We start from the raw sequence: 20,236 nt of genomic DNA, 5'->3' as shown, positions 1-20,236 counted from the left end.
ACCCCTAGCACTATGGAACTCAACAGCAATATCCCGGGCGGACCACTTCAGCAGAAGTGGGATCAGCATCGTGCGGACCTAAAACTTGTGAACCCGGCCAACAAACGGAAGTACAATGTCATCGTGGTCGGTACGGGGCTTGCGGGCGCATCCGCAGCAGCTACTCTTGCTGAGCTCGGATACAACGTTTCGGCGTTCACGTATCACGACTCAGCACGCAGAGCTCACTCGATCGCTGCACAGGGCGGTATCAACGCAGCGAAGAATTACCAGAATGATGGTGACTCTGTATGGCGTCTCTTCTATGACACGGTCAAGGGCGGAGACTTCCGTGCACGTGAAGCGAATGTTTATCGACTTGCCCAGGTCTCAACCAGCATCATCGATCAATGCGTGGCTCAAGGTGTACCATTCGCTCGTGAGTACGGCGGATATCTCAGCAACCGTTCATTCGGTGGCGCGCAGGTGTCTCGTACGTTCTATGCACGGGGACAAACGGGCCAGCAGCTTCTCATCGGTGCGTATCAGGCACTCATGCGTCAGGTTGGACTTGGCAAGGTAAAGCTCTACAACAAGCAAGAGATGATGGATCTCATCGTTGTTGATGGTCGGGCTCGCGGCATTGTGTCTCGCGATATGGTAACTGGGAAGATAGAGTCATATATGGCCGATGCAGTCATCCTTGCTACCGGTGGCTATGGCAATGTCTTCTACCTGAGTACAAATGCCAAGGCTTGTAACGTCACGGCTACCTATAGAGCGCATAAGCGTGGGGCATTGTTCGCAAACCCTTGTTATACGCAGATCCATCCAACCTGCATCCCGCAGAGCGGAGACTATCAATCAAAGCTTACGCTGATGTCTGAGTCGTTGCGCAACGATGGTCGCATCTGGGTGCCGAAGGCCAAGGGAGACACGCGTTCGCCGGATCAGATCCCAGAATCTGAACGTGACTACTATCTCGAGCGTAAATATCCGTCGTTCGGAAATCTTTCGCCGCGAGATATCGCATCCCGCGCTGCAAAAGAGGCATGTGATGATGGTCGTGGTGTGGGACCTGGCGGACTTGGTGTGTATCTCGACTTCGCAGACGCCATCAATCGACTCGGTAAGGATGTTATCGCCGACCGTTACGGCAACCTCTTCGAAATGTACGAGCGCATCACAGGCGAAGACCCGTACAAAGTGCCGATGCGTATCTATCCCGCAGTGCACTATACAATGGGCGGGCTCTGGGTTGATTATGATCTGATGTCGAACGTCCCCGGCTTGTTCGTTCTCGGTGAGGCCAACTTCTCCGATCACGGAGCCAATCGTCTCGGCGCATCTGCCCTGATGCAGGGTCTTGCTGACGGATACTTCGTGATCCCGTACACCATCGGCGGGTACTTTGCCAATGGTGGTTTCAAACCCGTCACGAATGACGCGCCGGAAGCCCGTGCGGCGGTTTCAGAAGCACAGACAAAGGTGAACACCTTGTTGTCGATCAACGGGAAACGTTCGCCAACATCATTCCATCGCGAACTCGGCACGCTGATGTGGGATAAGTGTGGTATGGCCCGTAATGAAAAGGGGCTTACCGAAGCATTGAAGCGTATCCCTGAGTTGCGTGATGAATTCTGGAAGAACGTTACTATTCCTGGTACCGGGGCCGAACTCAATCAGTCTCTGGAACTTGGACTCCGTGTGGCAGACTTCTTGGAGTTCGCAGAACTCATGTGTACGGACGCCTTGCATCGCAACGAGAGTTGCGGCGGACACTTCCGCGAAGAGTATCAGACAGAAGACGGCGAAGCAAAGCGGAACGACGAAGACTTCTGCTACGCCGCGGCATGGGAGTATACCGGTGTTGGCTCAAAGCCAACGCTCCACAAGGAGCCCCTTGTCTTTGAAAACGTGCACCTCGCAACACGGAGCTACAAGTAATGAACCTTCGCCTCCATATCTGGCGTCAGGCCGGCCCCGACGCCACCGGCATGCTCAAGACGTATGACGTTGCCAACGTGAGCGAGCACATGAGCTTCCTCGAGATGCTCGACGTCCTCAATGAAGACCTGATCGCAAAGGGAGAGATCCCGGTTGCCTTCGATCACGATTGTCGCGAAGGTATCTGCGGTACATGCGGTATGGTGATCAATGGTCGCCCTCATGGCCCGGTTGCAAAGACCACGGTCTGCCAACTGCACATGAGGACATTCAAGGATGGTGACGAGATCTACATCGAGCCATGGCGAGCACGGGCATTCCCTGTGATGCGCGACCTTGTTGTGGACCGCGGATCACTTGACAGGATCATCCAAAAGGGTGGTTTTGTGAGTGTGAATACCGGCAACGCTCAAGACGGCAATACGCTTCCGATCTCAAAGCTCGATGCAGATCGCGCCATGGACGCTGCGGCATGTATCGGGTGCGGCGCTTGCGTAGCAGCGTGCCCAAATGCTTCAGCGATGCTCTTCACGGCAGCTAAGGTTGGACACCTAGGCTCACTCCCGCAGGGACAGGCCGAACGTTCAACTCGGGCCATGCACATGGTACTCCAAATGGATGCTGAGGGTTTTGGAGCCTGTACGAATCATTTGGAATGTGAAGCTGCCTGCCCGAAGGGGATCAGTGCTGAATTCATCGCTCAGATGAATCGTGACTATGTTGGAAGTGCGATCGGTGGACGCGACTAAGACACGGCAGCTACGTATTCTCGCACGGCCTGTTCAAAACCAACAAAGAGGGCTCGGCTCACTAAGGCGTGCCCGATGGATACTTCTTCGATCTCAGGGATCAGGCGAAATGCCTCAAGATTCCTGAGATCGAGTCCGTGTCCGGCCGTGACCACGAGTTCTGCCTCTGCAGCATACATAGCGGCCGCACGGATGCGCTCAAACTGGATCTTTACTCCCGCCTTACTTCTGGCATTCGCATAGGTGCCCGTGTGGAGCTCAATGATATCCACCCCACACTGTACAGCCGCGTCTATCTGCATCGGTTCCGGCTCAATGAACAGGCTCACGAGAATACCCTTCTCGTGGAACATCTTGGTGACCTCTGAGAGATAGGCTTCATTGCCGTGTACTGCCAAGCCCCCTTCCGTGGTGAGTTCCTCGCGCTTTTCCGGAACCAGCGTAACGAGGTCCGGGACGATCTCCAGGGCGATCGCGATGATCTCGGGCGTAGTGGCCATTTCCAGATCCAGCTTCGTTGTCAGGACATCCCGCAGAACGCGGACATCTCGGTCATTGACATGCCGGCGGTCCTCTCGTAGGTGGCAAACGATCCCCGACGCACCGGCCATTTCGGCCAGAACGGCAGCATGAACAGGATCCGGTTCCATACCTCCCCGGGCTTCGCGCAGGGTGGCCACATGGTCGATGTTGACGGCGAGGTTCATATTCGCTCGGGAGAAGGTCGTGTTTTCAGAACAATCGCGATATTTTTACTGCATCCGGCGTCAAAATACCGTAACAATTTCAGATCCTGATTGTTGTTATGGGTTGGGGTCATTGAGAATGTTCACTTGGTTGGGAGCCAAATTTGAATTTTGTAACGTACTACACAGCCCGTTTGTGTTGTCTCGTGTCCCTCGTCATGGTGTTCGGTTGGGTTGGAATGTTTGGCCAATGGCCATCTGAGGTCCTTGTTGACTACCGAGACGGCAACCTCGGCACCTGGATAACCCGAACAAGGGTCGTTTTCGACCAGTTTGAGATCCAACGCGCGAAGGGAATTCGCAACGGACAGGTGGATCGCACGCCTGAATTTACCACTTGAACTACGGTGAGAATCGCCGTGGTCGAAGCGAGCTTTAATTTGTAACGAACTGTTCCGTGAAGGTATTTTTCTGTCTTCACGGTGAGATGTACTGTAATCTAGGAGCAGGTTTTGAACTTCACACATACGATCTCAAGGTGCTTTTCAGCGCTCAGTCTTGCTTTCATTCTGACGATGCCCGTCAGGTTGATGGCTACCACAAGCCCCATGACAGCAGTCGATGGTTTCATTGCCAATGTTGGGCAATGGCCGTCAGAAGTGCTGTACATGGCGCGGCAGAACGGTACCAACGTTTGGATAACTCGAACAGGTGTGGTTGAAGATCGTTTTGCGATCGCTGCATCATCGGGTGTCCGCTCTGGTATCGTTATTCGTGAGGCATTCCAGAACGTTAATCTGCGTTCAGTTGCCTCTTCAGGTCCAGAAGTATCTCGTGTTTCCTTCATCAAGGGCAACGATCCGAACAACTGGTACAGTGCCACGGTCCATTCCTATGTAGCCGTAATGGATCTTTATCCGGGAGTGTCGTTCATGTTCCGCCATGGCGAAGACGGACGTATTGTGCGGACCATGATCGCTCGAGAAGGGGCTGACCTATCGCAGGTGTCGAGAGAACTTCTCGGTTCGTCTAATCCGGTTGTAGCAGACATTACACCGATCACGTCAACCGTTTATGGTACGTATTTCGGTGGGCCAAGTACAGATGTTGTGTCGGGTATTGAATACCTAACCAACGGAGACGTAGTTGCCGCCGGAACAACTCCCGAGCTTGAGTTCCCAGGAGTTGTTGGTGGATACACCACAACCGTGAAGGGCCCAACGGATGGCTTCCTTGTTCGCTTTGACCCAAAACTCCGAAAGGTACGTGCATTCTCATTCATCGGAGGAACGGGTGATGATCGGGTCCGTGCCTTCACAAAGGATGCACAGAATAATGTGTATGTGACCGGTGAGACAAATTCAACCGATTTCCCAACAACGTCCGGTGTATCTGGAAAACTCTACAAGGCTGGACTAGATGCGTTTGTAGCAAAGCTCGACTCAACACTCTCGAAGCTCATCGTTGGTTTCTACCATGGTGGCAATAAGGAAGACATTGGACGTGCGATCGCGGTGGATCAGAATGGTCTGATCTTTGTAGCAGGGAATACAACCTCAACGACGAACTTCCCAGTGACGTTCCCAGTTACTATCCGCGTCACGATCCCCGGTCGCTTTGGTCAGCCACCTACATATCGGGATGAGCCGGGTGGTGGTGCGAACATGGGCCAGACGGATGGATTCGTTGCATCGTATTCAGCGAATGGTTCTATACAACAGTCGCGATTCTTCGGTCGTGAAGGTATTGATCTGATTTCGGCGATGGTCATTGACCAATCAAGCAGTGTCTATTTGACCGGCAGCACAACTTCTGCCAACTTCGAAACTGCACCTACCTCTGACCGATTTTCGTCTGGTCGCGTGCCGTACGATCGCACGTTCAACGGCGGCCTCACCGATGGGTTCATCGTAAAGCTCAACAATGAATTGGCACTTGCAAAGACGGACGATGGTACCTACTCCACGTTCTTTGGTGGTGCGGGCGAAGATGAAGGTCGCGGCATATTTGTTGATGACCTCGGTCGGGCATCAGTGGTTGGTGTTACGACATCCACCAATCTTGAGACGATCGGGTCCATGTTCTCACAGGCATTTGGCCAGCAGGACATGTTCATGGCTGTACTTGCAAATGACGGACGCGACCTTGTGAGTGCAACGTATTTCGGCGGTACAGGCAGGGATGAAGTGACCGGTGTGCGTCAGCACCTAGGAACGTCAACAGCCGTTGTGTATGGAACTACGATCTCCAATGACCTTCCGATCGAAGGCGTAGGGGCCATTGGCGCCCGATCCGGTGCTTCGGATGGCTTCATTGCCTTGATCAACACCTCAACCAACAAGTTCACAACACTTGTCGCCGGGAATGCCGATGATACTGTTCGCGCAGTTGCCGTTGACCCGATTGGGGACCTGTATTTCGCAGCTTCAACAACGTCCAATGACTTGCGCACATCGCCTGACTCAACGTTCCAAATGAGCGGCCCTGGCATCGAGATGTATATCGCAAAGTTTGCCTTCGGATTACTGGAAATGACGTCGCCAGGTAGTGGAGATACATGGTGCGCCGGATCGAATCGCACGATCTCTTGGTCATCACTTGGTTTCCCAGACACCGCAAAGTTCAATATCTATATCTCGCCTGAAGGGACGAACACCTGGACCGAGGTCAAGAACCAAGCATCAGGTCGTAACTATCAATGGAAGGTACCTGTCCTCCCTACCGGAAAGTACTTCCTTCGAATTCAATCCTCGCGTGGCCATATCAGCCAACTCACTGCGCCATTCACGATCTCAAACCCTCCCACGATCACTGCACAGCCAAGAAATGCAAGCGCTTGTCCTGGACAACCTGCAACTCTAAGCATCACTGCTACAGGCGCATTGCTCAAGTACCAATGGCGTAAGGGAATGACGGATATCCCGAATGCCACATCAAATGTTCTTGAGATCCCTGCAGTTGACGCTGCTTCGATCGGTCAGTATTCGTGCATCGTAACTGGCGCATGCTCTCCGAGCGCAACATCCCAAACAGTGACGCTTTCTACGGCGCAAGCCACGGCGATCACCACGCAGCCTTCAAGTGTTACAGTAGAACAATCGAGGCCGTTCACGCTCTCTGTAAAGGCAACTGGATCCGACCTCAGCTATCAATGGAGCAAGGATGGCACGCCGATCACGGGTGCTACGTCTGCTGATTATGTTGTAAGCGCATCTGCACTCACAGATGCAGGCTCGTACTCCTGTGAAGTAGGCGGTGGCTGTGGCAAAGCAACAACTTCCGTTGCAGTTGTCACTGTTACACCGGGCACATCTGTTGAAGATGACTTCGCAACGGGCAAGACGTGGCTTCGACTTCTTGGTCCAACTCCGGCCAGCGAGGCAGCGTTCATTCGCGTGCGTCAGGAAAATCAAACCGAGGCAACAGCTCGGATCGTTGACGAACAAGGTCGTACTGTTGCCACCCTCGACCTTGGTGTGTTGCCTTCTGATGAGTCCGACGTTCGGATCGCTGTCAGTTCGCTCTCCACCGGAGTCTATGTTGTAGAGATCAAAACCGGTGTTCAGGTCGGATACGTGAGATTAGTCATTCGTCGTTAAGTTGTGAATGTCACGTTTCGGCGTGGCTGGTGCACTAACGCATATGAAAACAGTCTTTACTCTCCGCCCCCTTTTTCTTGCTCTTCTTTTGATGACGATCGTCATCAACTCGGAGGCGGGAGAAGGGGGCGGACCTCTTGTATCCGGTGCCGTATTCGGCGGTTCAGCAAATGAACATGTCACAGGTTCGGCGCGAATGCCCAACGGTGATATAGTTGTATGCGGCTGGACAGACTCGTATGATCTTCAGGTAGATGTGCCAGGCTTTAAAACCGTTTCGTCTGGTGGTGAAGAGGCATTCGTAGCCGTGCTTTCCGCCGATCTACAGGTTATCAAGGCCTTTACCTTTTACGGAGATGAATACCAAGACAAGGCCACGTGTGTGGGTGTCGATCCCAATGGCCGGATCGTACTCGTTGGTGAGACAGAGTCTATCAAACTCCCAATGTCCACTGGGTCGATCAGCCAGATCTACTCGAACGGTGTAGACGGCTTCATTGCGGTCTTCAACTCTTCCCTCACTACGTTACTTCGAGCAACCTATATCAATGGGATCGGCGACGAACGTCCCACGGCCACAACAGTGGACGCTGCTGGTAGTATCTACATCTGCGGGACAACAACCTCGAATTCCGGGTTCCCTACCAATAACGGTTACGACCGTACCTACAATGGCGGAGTTGATGGGTTCTTGATGCGTGTTGATGCGTCACTGTCCATCATGCAGTTCTCCACATATTTCGGCAGCGAGAACGACGATGTCTTTACGGCTATTGACCTCACACCGGATGGGGCGATCGCAGTTACTGGTTCAACGAGTTCGTCCAATTACGAGACCTACCCAAAGGTAAATCCACAACAGTGGTGGGTTCAAAAAGACCGACCATACGATTGGTCGTACAACGGGGGACAAACCGATGCCGTGCTCACCATGTTTGCACAAGATGGTGCTCAGCTCGTTGTTTCAACATTCTTTGGAGGGAGCGGATCAGAGATCGGTCGCGCAGTATTCCATGACTCCCGCGGACGCATCATCATCGTTGGCGAGAGTAACTCACTTGATCTGCCTATTGTGAGCGGTCAGCAGTCTTCGCCGCGCGGCAATACCGATGTTATGGCTGCGTTGTTCGCCGACAGAGGGCGAAGCCTCAGTGGCTCTACGTTCTTTGGCGGAACAGGTACTGAGACGGTCTCCCGCGTTATCCCTGAGTCTGACGATGTATGGGTGGTTACAGGGATCACAACGTCGAGAGACCTCCCCATGATCGGCGCAGGTACTACTTCTGAACTGCGTGGTGGTACAGATGGGTTTATTGCCAAGATCGGGATTGCCGTAACAACCTTCTCAACCACGGTTGGTTGGGCTCAGGATGAATCGCTACGCTCATGTTTCCTCGATGATAAAGGCGATCTGATATTCTCGGGCTCAACTTCATCCCCAGTGATCACGTTGGACCGTGATGAACTGTCAACGTCCGGTGGCACAGACGCGATGATCGTAAAGTGGGCATTCGGATCCCTCTCCCTTACGGCACCTCGTGGCGGTGAGCGCCTCTGTGTTGGACAGTCCATGAATGTGAACTGGAATACGATCGAGATGGGACCGTTAGAGCCATTCGTCATTGAGCGGTCTGAAGATGGATCGACCTGGACAACGATCATCGATGGTGTAAAGGGGCGTTCCTATCAATGGCGCCCGATGGCAAGTGACACAAGTGTGCGCGGATCATTCTTCCGCATACGCACATTGCGTGGACATATCTCGGTCTCCTCAGATCGGATCATTATTGATCCGCAAGTTCGTGTAGAGCCCCTTCCTCAGACAGTGCCAGTCTGTTTGGGTTCGAAGTTCAGCTATAGGCTGAACGCTACGGGAAGAGACCTCCGATACACGTGGCGTCGCAATGGGGTAGCCATGATGCAGCAGGAGGCCACACTTGTGCTGGATCCCGTTACCGCGTCCACCGCCGGTAGATATGAATGCTATGTTGTTGGAGGATGCGGCCAGGCAGTTACGTCATCGATCATGAACATCACTGTTCATCCGGTTCCAATTTTCACAACGATGCCTGCATCTCTGAATGTCTCTGAAGGAGCCCCAGCTGAACTCTATGCTCAAGCTACTCCGGGGAGCGTCATTCAATGGTTCCGGGTTGGCAGTGATGTGGCCGCAGGTACCGGACCTATGCTCCGCTTTTCTTCAGTGACACAAGCCGATGCAGGTCGCTATTGGTGCATCGCCGTCACCGCATGCGACACAGCCGTTTCCGACACCATAGAGCTCACGATCAGCCCGCTGTCCGTCTTTGAAGAGAGAACAGGAGCCCCTTCCCTTACGATATCTCCAAACCCGGCCGCGGACAGGGTCCGAATCTCTTTGGAATCTGGGATGAATGAACTTGCTATCTCCACGCCATTGGGTGGATCCGTCCGTATAGTTAGCCCTGTGGAGGGACTCCGAAGGTCGGTTGAGATCGACACTTCTGATCTGCCTGCCGGCCTGTATCTGGTGATCGCTCGCGGAGATTCCGGCAAACTAGGGTCGGGCAGACTTCTGATCGTCCGATAATGTAATCAGGACTAAAAGAGTCGTATATTTGTGCCATGGCACAAGAATCAGCGATCCTTGACGAAGTGGTCCAGAGCGACTACAAGTATGGCTTCACCACAGACATTGAGCAGGACCTTCTTCCAAAGGGGCTCTCAGCTGATGTGGTCAAGTTCATTTCCGAGAAAAAGGAAGAACCAGAATGGATGCTCGCTTGGCGGTTAAAAGCCTATGAACAGTGGCTTTCTATGAAGGAGCCAACGTGGCCAAACGTACACTATCCAAAGATCGATTTTCAAGAGATCATCTATTGGGCTTCACCGAAGAAGAAAGAAGGGCCGGCATCACTCGATGAAGTTGATCCGGAGCTGCTCGCCACGTTCGCTAAACTTGGAATCCCTATCGAAGAGCAGAAGTTTCTCACAGGTGTGGCAGTAGATGTGGTCTTGGATAGTGTAAGCGTAAAGACTACGTTTCAAGACAAGTTGGCAGAGCTTGGGATCATTTTTTGTCCAATGAGCGAAGCCATCCGCGAACACCCTGAGCTTGTGAAGAAGTACATTGGCTCCGTAGTTCCAACGAACGACAACTTTTATGCGGCTCTCAATTCCGCAGTGTTCAGCGACGGGTCATTCGTCTATATCCCGAAAGGCGTCCGTTGCCCGATCGAACTCAGCACGTACTTCCGGATCAACGCACGCAACACTGGGCAGTTTGAGCGAACACTCATCATTGCCGACGAAGGTAGTTATGTGAGCTATCTCGAAGGATGCACTGCGCCGCAACGCGATGAGAACCAACTTCACGCAGCAGTTGTTGAGCTTGTGGCCCACACGGATGCAGAGATCAAATACTCCACAGTACAGAACTGGTTCCCGGGGGATAAGGATGGCAAGGGCGGTATCTACAACTTCGTAACCAAGCGTGGAATCTGCGACGGTGCACGAAGCAAGATCTCATGGACACAGGTAGAGACAGGGTCTGCGATCACATGGAAATACCCAAGTGTAGTTCTCAAAGGGGACCACTCGATCGGTGAGTTTTATTCCGTTGCAGTTACGAACCATATGCAACAGGCCGACACCGGCACCAAAATGATGCACATCGGCAAGCATACGCGCAGCCGTATCGTGTCAAAGGGGATCTCCGCCGGTTTCTCGCAGAATAGCTATCGCGGACTCGTAAAAGTCAATAAAGTCGCGACCGGGGCGCGGAACTATTCACAGTGTGATTCGCTTCTCATCGGAGATCAATGTGGTGCGCATACGTTCCCGTATCTCGAAGTTGCGAACAAGACCGCCACAGTTGAGCATGAAGCTACAACGTCGAAGATCGGAGAAGACATCCTCTTCTACTGTAATCAACGTGGAATTGACACCGAGGCTGCCGTTGCCCTCATCGTGAACGGCTATGCACGCGAAGTGCTCAATCAGCTTCCAATGGAATTCGCCGTGGAAGCTCAAAAACTCTTAGCAATCTCTCTTGAAGGAAGTGTAGGATGACCCCAATTCTCCAGATTAAGGATCTTACTGCAGGGATCGAAGAACGCGAGATACTCAAAGGCATCACGCTTACGGTCAATCCGGGTGAAGTCCATGCGATCATGGGGCCGAATGGCTCCGGGAAGTCCACTCTTGCATCGGTACTTGCCGGACGTGAAGATTATACCGTAACAGGCGGCACTGTGTCCTTCATGGGCAAGGACCTCCTCGAAATGGCTCCCGAACAACGAGCACGCGAAGGCATGTTCCTCGCATTTCAATATCCGGTGGAGATCCCTGGTGTTTCCACTGCCAACTTCCTCAAGACATCGGTAAATGAGTTGCGGAAGCATCGTGGACAGGAGCCCCTTGCACCTGCTGCGTTCCTTGCTCTAATGCGCGAACGCATGAAACTGGTTGAAATGGATCAGTCGTTCCTCAGTCGTTCACTCAATGACGGGTTCTCCGGTGGCGAGAAGAAGCGGAACGAGATCTTCCAAATGGCGATGCTCGAACCGGTGCTTTCCATCTTGGATGAAACGGATTCAGGTCTGGATATCGATGCGCTACGCATTGTTGCCGGCGGAGTGAATGCACTTCGCAGCCCATCTACCGCAACCATCGTTATCACACACTACCAACGTCTGCTTGATTACATCGTGCCAGATGTTGTGCATGTATTGTGGAATGGACGCATCGTTCGATCTGGTGGGAAGGAGCTTGCTTTGGAACTGGAAGCACGCGGTTACGACTGGATCAAGACCGAATCGGCGGTGGAGGCCTGATGTCGCTCGACACCTTCAATACTACGGTCCAGAACGCATTCGATGCGGTGTCCGCTCGTGTGAATGGACATGCCGCCGGCCCCTTGCATACACAGAGAAAGGCCGGACTCTCTGCATTCACGTTGCAAGGCGCTCCTACTACGCGACACGAAGAATGGAAATACACGAACGTCTTGCCCTTCATCGGTCTGGCGTTCTCGTCGGATGTGGATAAAAACGAAGACTCGTTGCTCACGATCAATGATGTAACGTCTTCGATGTTCGGTCTCCACGAAGCTCTCGAAGGGGGCTGGATGGTGACCATCGTCAATGGGCGATTCGAACCCGATCTGTCTACCGTCCCAATGCACGTTCCTGGCCTGAGGATCGAAGCACTCACAGACGAACTCGTTGCATCGGACTCATCTGTGAGTGCAGCACTTGGTTCTCTGGCACCAGTTGATGGCCATCCATTTGTTGCCGTAAACACTGCCCTCACGCACCAAGGTGTGGTGATCAGACTTGATGCCGATATATCGATCATGCGGACGATCCACGTTGCCATCGTCAACGATGTTCGATCACACGACGTCCTATCAACGCCGCGCATCCTTGTTCTAGCACGGGCCCGCTCATCAGCTGAGATCGTTGAGTCTCATCACACGATCGGAGACCATACTGCACTCGACCTAAGCGTAGCCGAGTGTGTCCTTGGTCCCGAGAGCGTGATTCGGTATACCAAGATCGTTGATGACACCCCATCGTCGAATCTTAAGAATATCTCCTCCATCGCTGCCAGCGTTGAGCACGGCTCGCGCTTCACGGCATTTTCTATTTCACTCGGTGCGTCATTTGTACGAAATGACCTACTTGTCCAACTGTTAGAACCTGCAAGCGAAGCCTATCTCTATGGTGCGTCGGTTCTCAATGGAAAAGAGTATGCGGACAACCACACGGTAGTAGACCATACTGTTCATCATTGTCACAGTGAAGAACTGTATAAGGGGCTCTATGACGGGTCCTCAACCGGTGTGTTCAATGGAAAGATCTACGTCCGCCCGCAGGCACAAAAAACAACAGCCTATCAATCGAACCATACCATACTGCTAAGTGATAAGGCACAGGTGAATGCCAAGCCACAGTTGGAGATCTGGGCTGACGATGTGAAGTGTTCTCATGGTGCTACCTCCGGACAGCTCAACGAGGAAGCGATCTTCTATCTCCGTTCTCGCGGTATCGATGCAGATAAGGCACGAGCACTGATGACCTATGCCTTTGTTGCTGAGGTGATGGAACACATGGAGCACGAATCACTTCGTATCCACTGTGAACAACGCATCGCCGCAAAACTCGGAGCCGAACCGTTCTCCTTATGAGTGGACTCACCACCATCTCAACCAATGTCTTTGATGCTCAGGCAGTGCGAGCGGAGTTTCCGATCCTCTCTCGTACGGTGCATGGCAATGTTCCGCTTGTCTACCTTGATAGTGCAGCAACGGCCCAGAAGCCCCAATGTGTTATCGATGCGATCTCTCGATTCTACGAACGCTCAAATGCGAATGTTCACCGCGGGGGTCACGCCCTTGGTGCTGAAGCAACGTCTCTATATGAAGATGCACGTTCCACGGTAGCAGAATTTTTGGGTGCAGCTTCGAACGAGATCGTTTTCACGCGAGGAACCACGGAGGGCATCAATCTTGTTGCCGCTTCGTGGTCGCAGATGATGGGTGAGCGCCTCAAGGGTCGCAGCATTGTGATATCCGGCATGGAACACCATGCCAACATCGTACCGTGGCAAATGGTGTGTCAGCGTCTAGGCGCAGAACTCCGCGTGATCAATGTTCGTGATGATGGTACGCTGGATCTCGATCACGCTCAGTCCATTATCGATGAAACAACGGCCTTTGTCTCCGTTGTTCATGTATCCAATACTCTCGGCGTGATCAATGACGTGCACGCGATCTGTTCAATGGCTCGCGCGGTAGGGGCTCACTCACTGGTTGACGGGGCGCAGGCGGTGGTACACCACGCCATCGACGTGTACCGGATCGGTTGTGATTTCTACGTGTTCTCGGGACACAAACTCTATGGTCCAACGGGTATCGGAGTAGTGTTCGGAAGAGCAGAGATTCTCGCTCAGATGCCGCCGTACCAAGGTGGCGGTTCGATGATCGACGAGGTAACGTTTGAGCGCTCCACCTACCTTGATGCACCGATGCGTTTCGAGGCCGGAACGCCGAATATGGATGGCGCTATTGGGCTTGCTGAAGCGATCCGATGGTTTACGTGCCTTGATCGGGTAGAGGTAGAGGCGCACGAGGCCGCACGCTCGACGCAATTGCATGATGTACTTGCTTCCATTGACGGACTCCGCATCCTTGGTCCGAGTCAGGCACACGTTGGTATCCGGTCATTCGTCATTGACGGCGTCCATGCGAATGACATCGGTGTCCTGCTTGATGAGCAAGGTTTTGCCATCCGAGTAGGTCATCATTGCACGATGCCGCTAATGAAACGCTTCGGCATTACGTCTTCGGCTCGGGCATCCATCGCTGTCTATACAACAGCTGAGGATATCGATAGATTTGCTACGGCATTACTGCGCTCCATACGGTTGCTTCGTTGACCACACACATGACGATTGAACAGACCATAGCCCACCTTCAGAGTGAATTCGCAGACTTCCCGGACTGGGAAGAGCGGTATTCGCACATCATTTCGATGGGGAAGGGGCTAGCCCCTTATCGTGAGGAATTCCGGACCGAGGAGTTCAAGGTAAAGGGCTGTCAGTCCCAGGTATGGCTTCATCCGAGTATCACCGAGAACGCCATCCATTTTGAGGCCGACAGTGATGCCCTTATTGTAAAGGGGCTTGTGGCGCTGTTGATGCGGATCTTCGATGATCGTACACCCAAGGAGATCTTGGATGCACCACAGGATCTGGTACATCGGTTGGGGCTTGATCAGCACCTGTCGAATAACAGAACCAATGGATTGGCCAGTATGCTAAAACAGATCAAACTCTACGCCCTTGTCTACTCCATGACGAGGACAACATGAATTCCGAGATCAGTTTACGCGACCGCGTGATCGAGGCGATCCATACGATATACGACCCCGAAATCCCGATCGATATCTACGAGCTCGGATTGATTTACGAAGTTCGTACGGCGGAGAACGGCAATGTCCTTGTCGTGATGACGCTCACAACCCCGAATTGCCCGTCCGCGCAGTCCCTGCCGGCCGAAGTAAAACGTACTGTGATGGAATGTGAAGGTGTGACCGACGTGGATGTTCAGATCACGTTCGATCCGCCATGGGACAAGTCGATGATGTCGGAGGCTGCTTTGTTTTCCATCGGAATGTTCTAAACCATGGCCGTTCAATTCTATCCGCTAACGATCTCCGAGGTCTGGCACGACACGCCAGACACTGTGGCCATCTCGCTTGAGGTTCCGGAAGAACTCAAGCCGGTGTTTCTGTACAAAGCCGGACAGTACATCACCATCAAGACGGAGATCGATGGCGTGAGTCATCGTCGCAACTATTCGTTGTGTTCGAGTCCGGTTCTTGATGAGCCCCTTACCATTGCTGTGAAGCGAGTGAGCTCGGGCACGGTATCCACATGGCTCAAGGATCATGTGAAGCCGGGTCTCACGCTTGAAGTGTATCCTCCGATGGGGAACTTCACAAAGGAACTCCATCACGATCATATACGTCATTATCTTCTCTTTGCAGGGGGCAGCGGAATTACTCCCGTGTTGTCGATCATGAAGAGCATCCTTCGGATCGAACCCAAGAGTGCGGTAACTCTCTTCTATTCGAACAAGGACGAAGCCTCGATCATTTTCGACCGCGAGATCGCAGCACTTGCTCAGGCGCATGCAGACCGATGCCGTGTTGTGCATATTCTTGAAGTGGCAACTACATCCGGCCGCGCACACATTGTTGGGCGACTGGATACGTCAATGTTCAACCGACTCATCGCAGAGTACGTGCCGTCATTGGATAGTGTTGACGCCTTCGTTTGCGGTCCGCAGGGAATGATGGATGGCGTGATCGCCGATCTCCATGCTAAGGGCCTGGATGACAAACACATACACCGTGAATATTTCACTCTGTCGAAGGACACAATGGAAACGAATACTCAAGCGTCGGCCGGTGCGGAGGCAGCAAGCGATAAGCTTGTAACCCGCAAGGTGCGCATACGCTTGTATGGGAAGGAACATGAGTTTGAGGTTGAGCCGGACGAGACAATTCTCTCTGCAGCGCAACGTGCCGATCTCGACCCTCCGTATGCATGTCAGATCGGTGCGTGTTGTACGTGCCGAGCAAAGTTGCTCAGTGGCACAGCCATCATGGATGAGCGTGAAGCACTTTCTGATGATGAGATCTCCGACGGATATGTTCTCACCTGTCAGACGCATCCAACGTCTGACGGCGTCTTTGCGGACTACGACCAATAATGCTCAAGCTCTCCAAACGCGTCGAATACGCCCTGCTTGCGATGCAAGACATGGCGCTGCGTCCAACCGATATCGTATCGGCAAAGGACATCGCAGAGAAGTATTCGATCTCCCAGGCTCTCGTTGCCAAGGTGCTGCAGCAGCTTGTCCGCGATGGCGTGGTGCGTTCTTATGCCGGCGTCAATGGCGGATATGCTCTTGCTGTTGAACCATCGGAGATCAGCATCGAGCGAGTCATCAGAGCCATCGAAGGTCAGTCCAATGGACTCGTGGATTGTCAGGACTCCGCAGATCACGACTGTTCAGCTCACGGATCCTGCACGATCCGCGAGCCCCTTACCGTTCTTCACGAGCGGATCAAAGCAACGTTTCGGTCCATGACCGTTGCGGAGCTTGCATCACCACAACAACTCGTTCAATTGGAGGTATCATGAGTGTAGCCATCATGGGAGCAGATGTACTCTCTGTTCCAACCGGTGTTCTCGGTACAGATGAGTCCGATAACATCATCATCACGAACAAGGCCATCGCCGAAGTGAAGAAGATCAAGGCATCGAACAACATTGCCGATGACTTCGGTCTGCGTCTTGGAGTTAAAGGAGGGGGCTGCTCCGGCATGTCCTATACTCTCGGCTTTGATGCAGTATCACGCGAGAATGATCTTGTGCTAGATGCAGAAGGCGTACGCGTCTTTATCGATTCCAAGAGCATGTTCTATCTCATGGGAATGACGCTGGACTTCAGCGATGGTCTCATGGGCAAAGGATTCACGTTCAATAACCCCAACGCAACAAAAACATGCGGTTGCGGGTCTTCATTTGCAGCGTAACCCCGTCACGTCGGGCTAAAGCCCGACGCTATGTATCTCCGTAACTCCGTAACTCCGTAACTCCGTAACTAGGACCCCCCCATGGCATACGAATGGAAATTCAATCCGCGTCCATACTCGGATGAAGAAGCAAAAGAATTGCTCAAGGATGTTGTTTCTCCTGAAACATCAGACTGGCATTACAACACACACCACAAAGGGTATGTGACGTTCCTCAACAAGATCGAGGCCGGTCTGGAGAATGCCGATAAGGCAGGAGCGAACGGTAATTGGAGCGACTTCGGCGAACTTAAGCGACGTCAGACCTGGAACCACGGCGGCACTATTCTTCACGACGTGTACTGGGAAGTACTCGGCGGAGACGGCGATCCTTCGAAAGGTCCGGAAGTTGTTGCGGCGATCGAACGCGAGTACGGTTCATTCGATGCATGGAAGGCAGACTTCAAGGCCACTGCCACAGCCGCAAAGCTTTCGGGATGGGGCGTACTTTGTATCGATCAGCTGTATTCGGGAAGACTCCTCAACGTTCTTGTGGACGAGCATCATTATGGTGCTATCTGGGGTGGCATTCCACTGATCTCGTGTGATGTGTTTGAACACGCCTACTACCACAAGGATGGACCCGGTCGCGTAAAGTATATCGATGCATTCCTCAACAATCTGCACTGGGGTCGCATCAACAAACGCTTCAAGAAGTTCTCTGCGTGACACTCGGTCTCTTCCCATTGAATCTCGTATTGTTCCCGCACGTGCGGGTACCGCTTCACATCTTTGAGCCTCGCTATAAGGAACTCATGAACGAGTGCCTTGAGCGAGGCTCGGAGTTTGGTATCAACCTCGTTGAAGAAGGCCATATGCATCCAATTGGATGTGCCGCACGTGTCGTTGAGGTTACGCAGAGTTATCCCGATGGCAGAATGGATGTTATCGTGGAAGGAACACGCAGGTTCAGACTGCTCGAACTCAAGAACAATGATCGCCCCTTTGCAACTGGTGAGATAGAAGGTCTTGATGACGATGACGTAACGGTGGACCAACTTCTTCTCAATGAATGTCTGGAGAAGTACAATCTCATTGTCACGCTCGTCTATGGCGCTACCGCTCCGTTACTGACCCATACTGATCTCGGCGTCTGCCCTTCATTCGATATGGCGCCGAAGTCTGGACTCTCTACCGAACAGAAACAGAGTCTCATCGAGCTTTCGTCAGAGAATCAACGGTTGGAAGAACTCCACGAACACTTCACAGAATTGCTTCCGATGATCCGAAGAGCAGAGGCGATCCAACGAGTTGTACAGAGCGATGGGTATCTTCGCGCCATCACGTGAAAAGTCAACTCGATCAACGGACCACGTACAAGATCATCGACAGGATCTTGTCCCTCAATTACGAGAGTCAACTTGAACTGCTCTCGGCCCTTGTGCGAGACATCGTTGATAACGATCGATTCGTAATGACTGGCGGCCGCGTATGGGAGTTCGACGAGAAAGAATCCGTTTATGTACTCCGATACCAATATGGCGAAACGGAATTGCTTACGGTTGGAACTCGTCGAACGCTTGATCCGGATTCTCCATTCACCCAGCTCACCAAGCATCAAACCATTGTAACCGTTGATGAGGGGGCTTCGGACGACCCCACGCGCCGCGAATACACCCTTACGGGTGTGGGCGACGTGTTACGTCGGTCCGATGGATCCACCTTCAAGTACGCATTGGCCTTTACGGCACATGCCATCGCCGAGGAATTCCGGGATACGCTGGTTGTTGTGGGAGCTGCGGCAACCACCGCCCTTCGCAACATGCAGGCTGCCGTGCGAGAAAGCCGCATGCGCAAGGATCTCGATCAGGCATGGCAAATCCAACGAGGATTGGTTCCAGACCATGCCAGGAGGTTCTTAGAGTTCGATCTTTACGGTGTTTCACTCCCCGAGAGTATCGTGGGGGGCGACTACTTTGACTACCTCACAACGAATGAACAGGATCGTCTTGGCGTTGTGATCAGTGACGCTGCCAGCAAGGGACTTCCGGCGGCCGTTCAGGCCCTGTTTGTCAGCGGTGCGATGCGCATGGGTGTGAGCTTTGAAACCAAGATGTCATCGCTTATTTCTCGATTGAATACCCTGATCTACGATACGTTCCCACATGAGAGGTTCGTATCACTCTGTTACTGCGAGCTTACGCACTCATCAAATGGCCTGGTTCTGTATGCCAACGCCGGTCATTGTCCGCCGATGCATTTTCGAGCTGCGACCGCAGCGGTGGAATTCCTGCAACCAACAGGTGGTATCCTGGGCATTGTTGCCGACCAGCAGTTCCGTGTTGAGAACATCAATATGGCACACGGTGACGTACTGGTAATGTTCACAGACGGAATCACCGAGGCACAGGACCGTTCTGGTACGCTGTATGGAGACGATCGTTTGATCGACGTTATCCGACTCAACGCAACGTCCAGCTCAGAGATGATCGCCCAAGCGATCCTAGATGACGTCCAGACGTATTCGGCAGGCGCTCGATATGCCGACGATAAGACGCTGATCGTGATCAAGCGCGATTGATCCTCTGCATTGCCTGTTCGGGGCCGCTCCTTGCGATCTCCTCAATGGCCTGAACGCCACGATCGATCATTTTCTTGACGAATTCTTGTTCCTCGGCCGAAAAAGGGGCGAGGACATATTCAACAAGTTCCCCTGGTCCAAATGCCCGATCAATGCCACATCGTAGTCGCCAGAAGTCGGAAGTGCCAAGTTTTTCAATGAGGGAAGAAATGCCGTTGTGCCCTCCAGAACTGCCCCCGCATCGAAGATGAACCCGTCCAACAGGGAAGTTGTATTCGTCCGTAATCGCAACTACACGGGATGATTGAAGTCCGTTGGAAACAGCAAGCGGAGCTACAGCCTCGCCGGATAGATTCATATACGTAAGTGGCTTTACTATAACGAGTTCCGTTGCCATTATCCTAACGCTGGAGGTCGCGTATTTTCCTTCCCGAACTGTCCATTTTGCTCGGTGCTTTTCAGTGAAAGCGTCCACCACCATAAAACCGATGTTGTGACGCGTTAGAGAATATTGGGTTCCTGGATTTCCTAGTCCAACGATCAAGAATGAGGTCATAGTCTGAGGTCGATGTGGATAACGTCTTGACAAGTGATTCGTCTTGCGTACTTTTACGTACGAGTCAAAACG

At 52.7% G+C, this 20,236-nt stretch carries 18 protein-coding genes; 16 read left to right on the top strand and 2 right to left on the bottom strand.

Translation table 11 applies throughout. The features are described from left to right. Positions 1-12 precede the first annotated feature (12 nt). Both IPI29_05630 and IPI29_05625 read left to right on the top strand, forming a co-directional pair. Positions 13-1,926 carry a fumarate reductase/succinate dehydrogenase flavoprotein subunit gene (locus IPI29_05630; protein MBK7412017.1) on the top strand — a complete coding sequence of 638 codons (1,914 nt, stop codon included), beginning with the start codon at positions 13-15 and terminating at the stop codon, positions 1,924-1,926. Next, positions 1,926-2,675: a succinate dehydrogenase/fumarate reductase iron-sulfur subunit gene (locus IPI29_05625; protein ID MBK7412016.1), complete on the top strand. Its 750-nt coding sequence runs from the start codon at positions 1,926-1,928 to the stop codon at positions 2,673-2,675. The genes IPI29_05630 and IPI29_05625 overlap by 1 nt, the downstream gene beginning before the upstream one ends. Here the strand turns inward: IPI29_05625 and IPI29_05620 are convergent. Then, a complete protein-coding gene (locus IPI29_05620; GenBank protein ID MBK7412015.1) occupies positions 2,672-3,382 on the bottom strand; it encodes a pyridoxine 5'-phosphate synthase in 711 nt (236 codons plus the stop codon). The genes IPI29_05625 and IPI29_05620 overlap by 4 nt on opposite strands. A 587-nt stretch (positions 3,383-3,969) precedes the next feature. Between IPI29_05620 and IPI29_05615 the strand changes: the two genes are divergently transcribed. The 14 genes from IPI29_05615 (at position 3,970) to IPI29_05550 (ending at position 19,608) form a co-directional block, all read left to right on the top strand. After that, entirely contained in the window at positions 3,970-6,960 is a 2,991-nt protein-coding gene (locus tag IPI29_05615; GenBank protein MBK7412014.1) for an SBBP repeat-containing protein, read from the top strand. Positions 6,961-7,003: 43 nt separating this feature from the next. Further along, positions 7,004-9,529 carry a hypothetical protein gene (locus IPI29_05610; GenBank protein ID MBK7412013.1) on the top strand — a complete coding sequence of 842 codons (2,526 nt, stop codon included), beginning with the start codon at positions 7,004-7,006 and terminating at the stop codon, positions 9,527-9,529. A gap of 35 nt (positions 9,530-9,564) precedes the next feature. Further along, complete coding sequence (gene sufB / locus IPI29_05605; GenBank protein MBK7412012.1) at positions 9,565-11,010, top strand: Fe-S cluster assembly protein SufB; 1,446 nt, start codon at positions 9,565-9,567, stop codon at positions 11,008-11,010. A gap of 5 nt (positions 11,011-11,015) precedes the next feature. Next, positions 11,016-11,774: a Fe-S cluster assembly ATPase SufC gene (gene sufC / locus IPI29_05600; protein MBK7412011.1), complete on the top strand. Its 759-nt coding sequence runs from the start codon at positions 11,016-11,018 to the stop codon at positions 11,772-11,774. Next, positions 11,774-13,129 carry a Fe-S cluster assembly protein SufD gene (gene sufD / locus IPI29_05595; protein ID MBK7412010.1) on the top strand — a complete coding sequence of 452 codons (1,356 nt, stop codon included), beginning with the start codon at positions 11,774-11,776 and terminating at the stop codon, positions 13,127-13,129. Before sufC ends, sufD begins: the two co-directional genes overlap by 1 nt. Then, on the top strand, positions 13,126-14,379 hold the full coding sequence (gene sufS, locus IPI29_05590) for a SufS family cysteine desulfurase (protein ID MBK7412009.1): 1,254 nt from the start codon (positions 13,126-13,128) through the stop codon (positions 14,377-14,379). Before sufD ends, sufS begins: the two co-directional genes overlap by 4 nt. 8 nt (positions 14,380-14,387) lie before the next feature. Then, complete coding sequence (locus tag IPI29_05585) at positions 14,388-14,813, top strand: SufE family protein (GenBank protein MBK7412008.1); 426 nt, start codon at positions 14,388-14,390, stop codon at positions 14,811-14,813. Beyond that, the gene (locus IPI29_05580; protein ID MBK7412007.1) at positions 14,810-15,124 is read left to right on the top strand and encodes a DUF59 domain-containing protein; all 315 of its coding nucleotides are present in this window, start codon (positions 14,810-14,812) and stop codon (positions 15,122-15,124) included. The genes IPI29_05585 and IPI29_05580 overlap by 4 nt, the downstream gene beginning before the upstream one ends. Before the next feature lie 3 nt (positions 15,125-15,127). Continuing rightward, positions 15,128-16,219 (top strand): ferredoxin--NADP reductase, encoded by a 1,092-nt coding sequence (locus tag IPI29_05575; protein ID MBK7412006.1) that lies wholly within the window; start codon positions 15,128-15,130, stop codon positions 16,217-16,219. Further along, positions 16,219-16,653 carry an Rrf2 family transcriptional regulator gene (locus IPI29_05570; GenBank protein MBK7412005.1) on the top strand — a complete coding sequence of 145 codons (435 nt, stop codon included), beginning with the start codon at positions 16,219-16,221 and terminating at the stop codon, positions 16,651-16,653. The genes IPI29_05575 and IPI29_05570 overlap by 1 nt, the downstream gene beginning before the upstream one ends. An 11-nt stretch (positions 16,654-16,664) precedes the next feature. Further along, positions 16,665-17,048 carry an iron-sulfur cluster assembly accessory protein gene (locus IPI29_05565; GenBank protein MBK7412004.1) on the top strand — a complete coding sequence of 128 codons (384 nt, stop codon included), beginning with the start codon at positions 16,665-16,667 and terminating at the stop codon, positions 17,046-17,048. Positions 17,049-17,129: 81 nt separating this feature from the next. Continuing rightward, complete coding sequence (locus IPI29_05560) at positions 17,130-17,756, top strand: superoxide dismutase (GenBank protein MBK7412003.1); 627 nt, start codon at positions 17,130-17,132, stop codon at positions 17,754-17,756. Beyond that, a complete protein-coding gene (locus tag IPI29_05555; GenBank protein MBK7412002.1) occupies positions 17,753-18,376 on the top strand; it encodes an LON peptidase substrate-binding domain-containing protein in 624 nt (207 codons plus the stop codon). The genes IPI29_05560 and IPI29_05555 overlap by 4 nt, the downstream gene beginning before the upstream one ends. Next, on the top strand, positions 18,373-19,608 hold the full coding sequence (locus tag IPI29_05550; protein MBK7412001.1) for a serine/threonine-protein phosphatase: 1,236 nt from the start codon (positions 18,373-18,375) through the stop codon (positions 19,606-19,608). Before IPI29_05555 ends, IPI29_05550 begins: the two co-directional genes overlap by 4 nt. Here the strand turns inward: IPI29_05550 and IPI29_05545 are convergent. After that, a complete protein-coding gene (locus tag IPI29_05545; protein MBK7412000.1) occupies positions 19,595-20,164 on the bottom strand; it encodes an aminoacyl-tRNA hydrolase in 570 nt (189 codons plus the stop codon). The two genes, IPI29_05550 and IPI29_05545, sit on opposite strands and share 14 nt — an antisense overlap. Positions 20,165-20,236 lie beyond the last annotated feature (72 nt).

It is taken from the genome of Ignavibacteria bacterium, from assembly GCA_016707005.1.
Classification (GTDB): Bacteria; Bacteroidota; Ignavibacteria; order Kapaibacteriales; family Kapaibacteriaceae; genus UBA10438.
The sequence above is the reverse complement of the archived record's forward strand: the minus strand, read 5'-3'. Positions and strand labels throughout refer to the sequence as shown.

What these genes read in the sequence shown, in the direction of transcription:
- IPI29_05610 (MBK7412013.1), top strand. Translation starts at nt 7,004, where the DNA reads ATGAAAACAGTCTTTACTCTCCGCCCCCTTTTTCTTGCTCTTCTTTTG.
- IPI29_05575 (MBK7412006.1), top strand. Translation starts at nt 15,128, where the DNA reads ATGGCCGTTCAATTCTATCCGCTAACGATCTCCGAGGTCTGGCACGAC.
- sufB (MBK7412012.1), top strand. Translation starts at nt 9,565, where the DNA reads ATGGCACAAGAATCAGCGATCCTTGACGAAGTGGTCCAGAGCGACTAC.
- IPI29_05620 (MBK7412015.1), bottom strand. Translation starts at nt 3,382, where the DNA reads ATGAACCTCGCCGTCAACATCGACCATGTGGCCACCCTGCGCGAAGCC.
- sufS (MBK7412009.1), top strand. Translation starts at nt 13,126, where the DNA reads ATGAGTGGACTCACCACCATCTCAACCAATGTCTTTGATGCTCAGGCA.
- sufD (MBK7412010.1), top strand. Translation starts at nt 11,774, where the DNA reads ATGTCGCTCGACACCTTCAATACTACGGTCCAGAACGCATTCGATGCG.
- IPI29_05615 (MBK7412014.1), top strand. Translation starts at nt 3,970, where the DNA reads ATGACAGCAGTCGATGGTTTCATTGCCAATGTTGGGCAATGGCCGTCA.
- IPI29_05560 (MBK7412003.1), top strand. Translation starts at nt 17,130, where the DNA reads ATGGCATACGAATGGAAATTCAATCCGCGTCCATACTCGGATGAAGAA.
- IPI29_05570 (MBK7412005.1), top strand. Translation starts at nt 16,219, where the DNA reads ATGCTCAAGCTCTCCAAACGCGTCGAATACGCCCTGCTTGCGATGCAA.
- IPI29_05585 (MBK7412008.1), top strand. Translation starts at nt 14,388, where the DNA reads ATGACGATTGAACAGACCATAGCCCACCTTCAGAGTGAATTCGCAGAC.
- IPI29_05545 (MBK7412000.1), bottom strand. Translation starts at nt 20,164, where the DNA reads ATGACCTCATTCTTGATCGTTGGACTAGGAAATCCAGGAACCCAATAT.
- IPI29_05580 (MBK7412007.1), top strand. Translation starts at nt 14,810, where the DNA reads ATGAATTCCGAGATCAGTTTACGCGACCGCGTGATCGAGGCGATCCAT.
- IPI29_05625 (MBK7412016.1), top strand. Translation starts at nt 1,926, where the DNA reads ATGAACCTTCGCCTCCATATCTGGCGTCAGGCCGGCCCCGACGCCACC.
- IPI29_05630 (MBK7412017.1), top strand. Translation starts at nt 13, where the DNA reads ATGGAACTCAACAGCAATATCCCGGGCGGACCACTTCAGCAGAAGTGG.
- IPI29_05565 (MBK7412004.1), top strand. Translation starts at nt 16,665, where the DNA reads ATGGGAGCAGATGTACTCTCTGTTCCAACCGGTGTTCTCGGTACAGAT.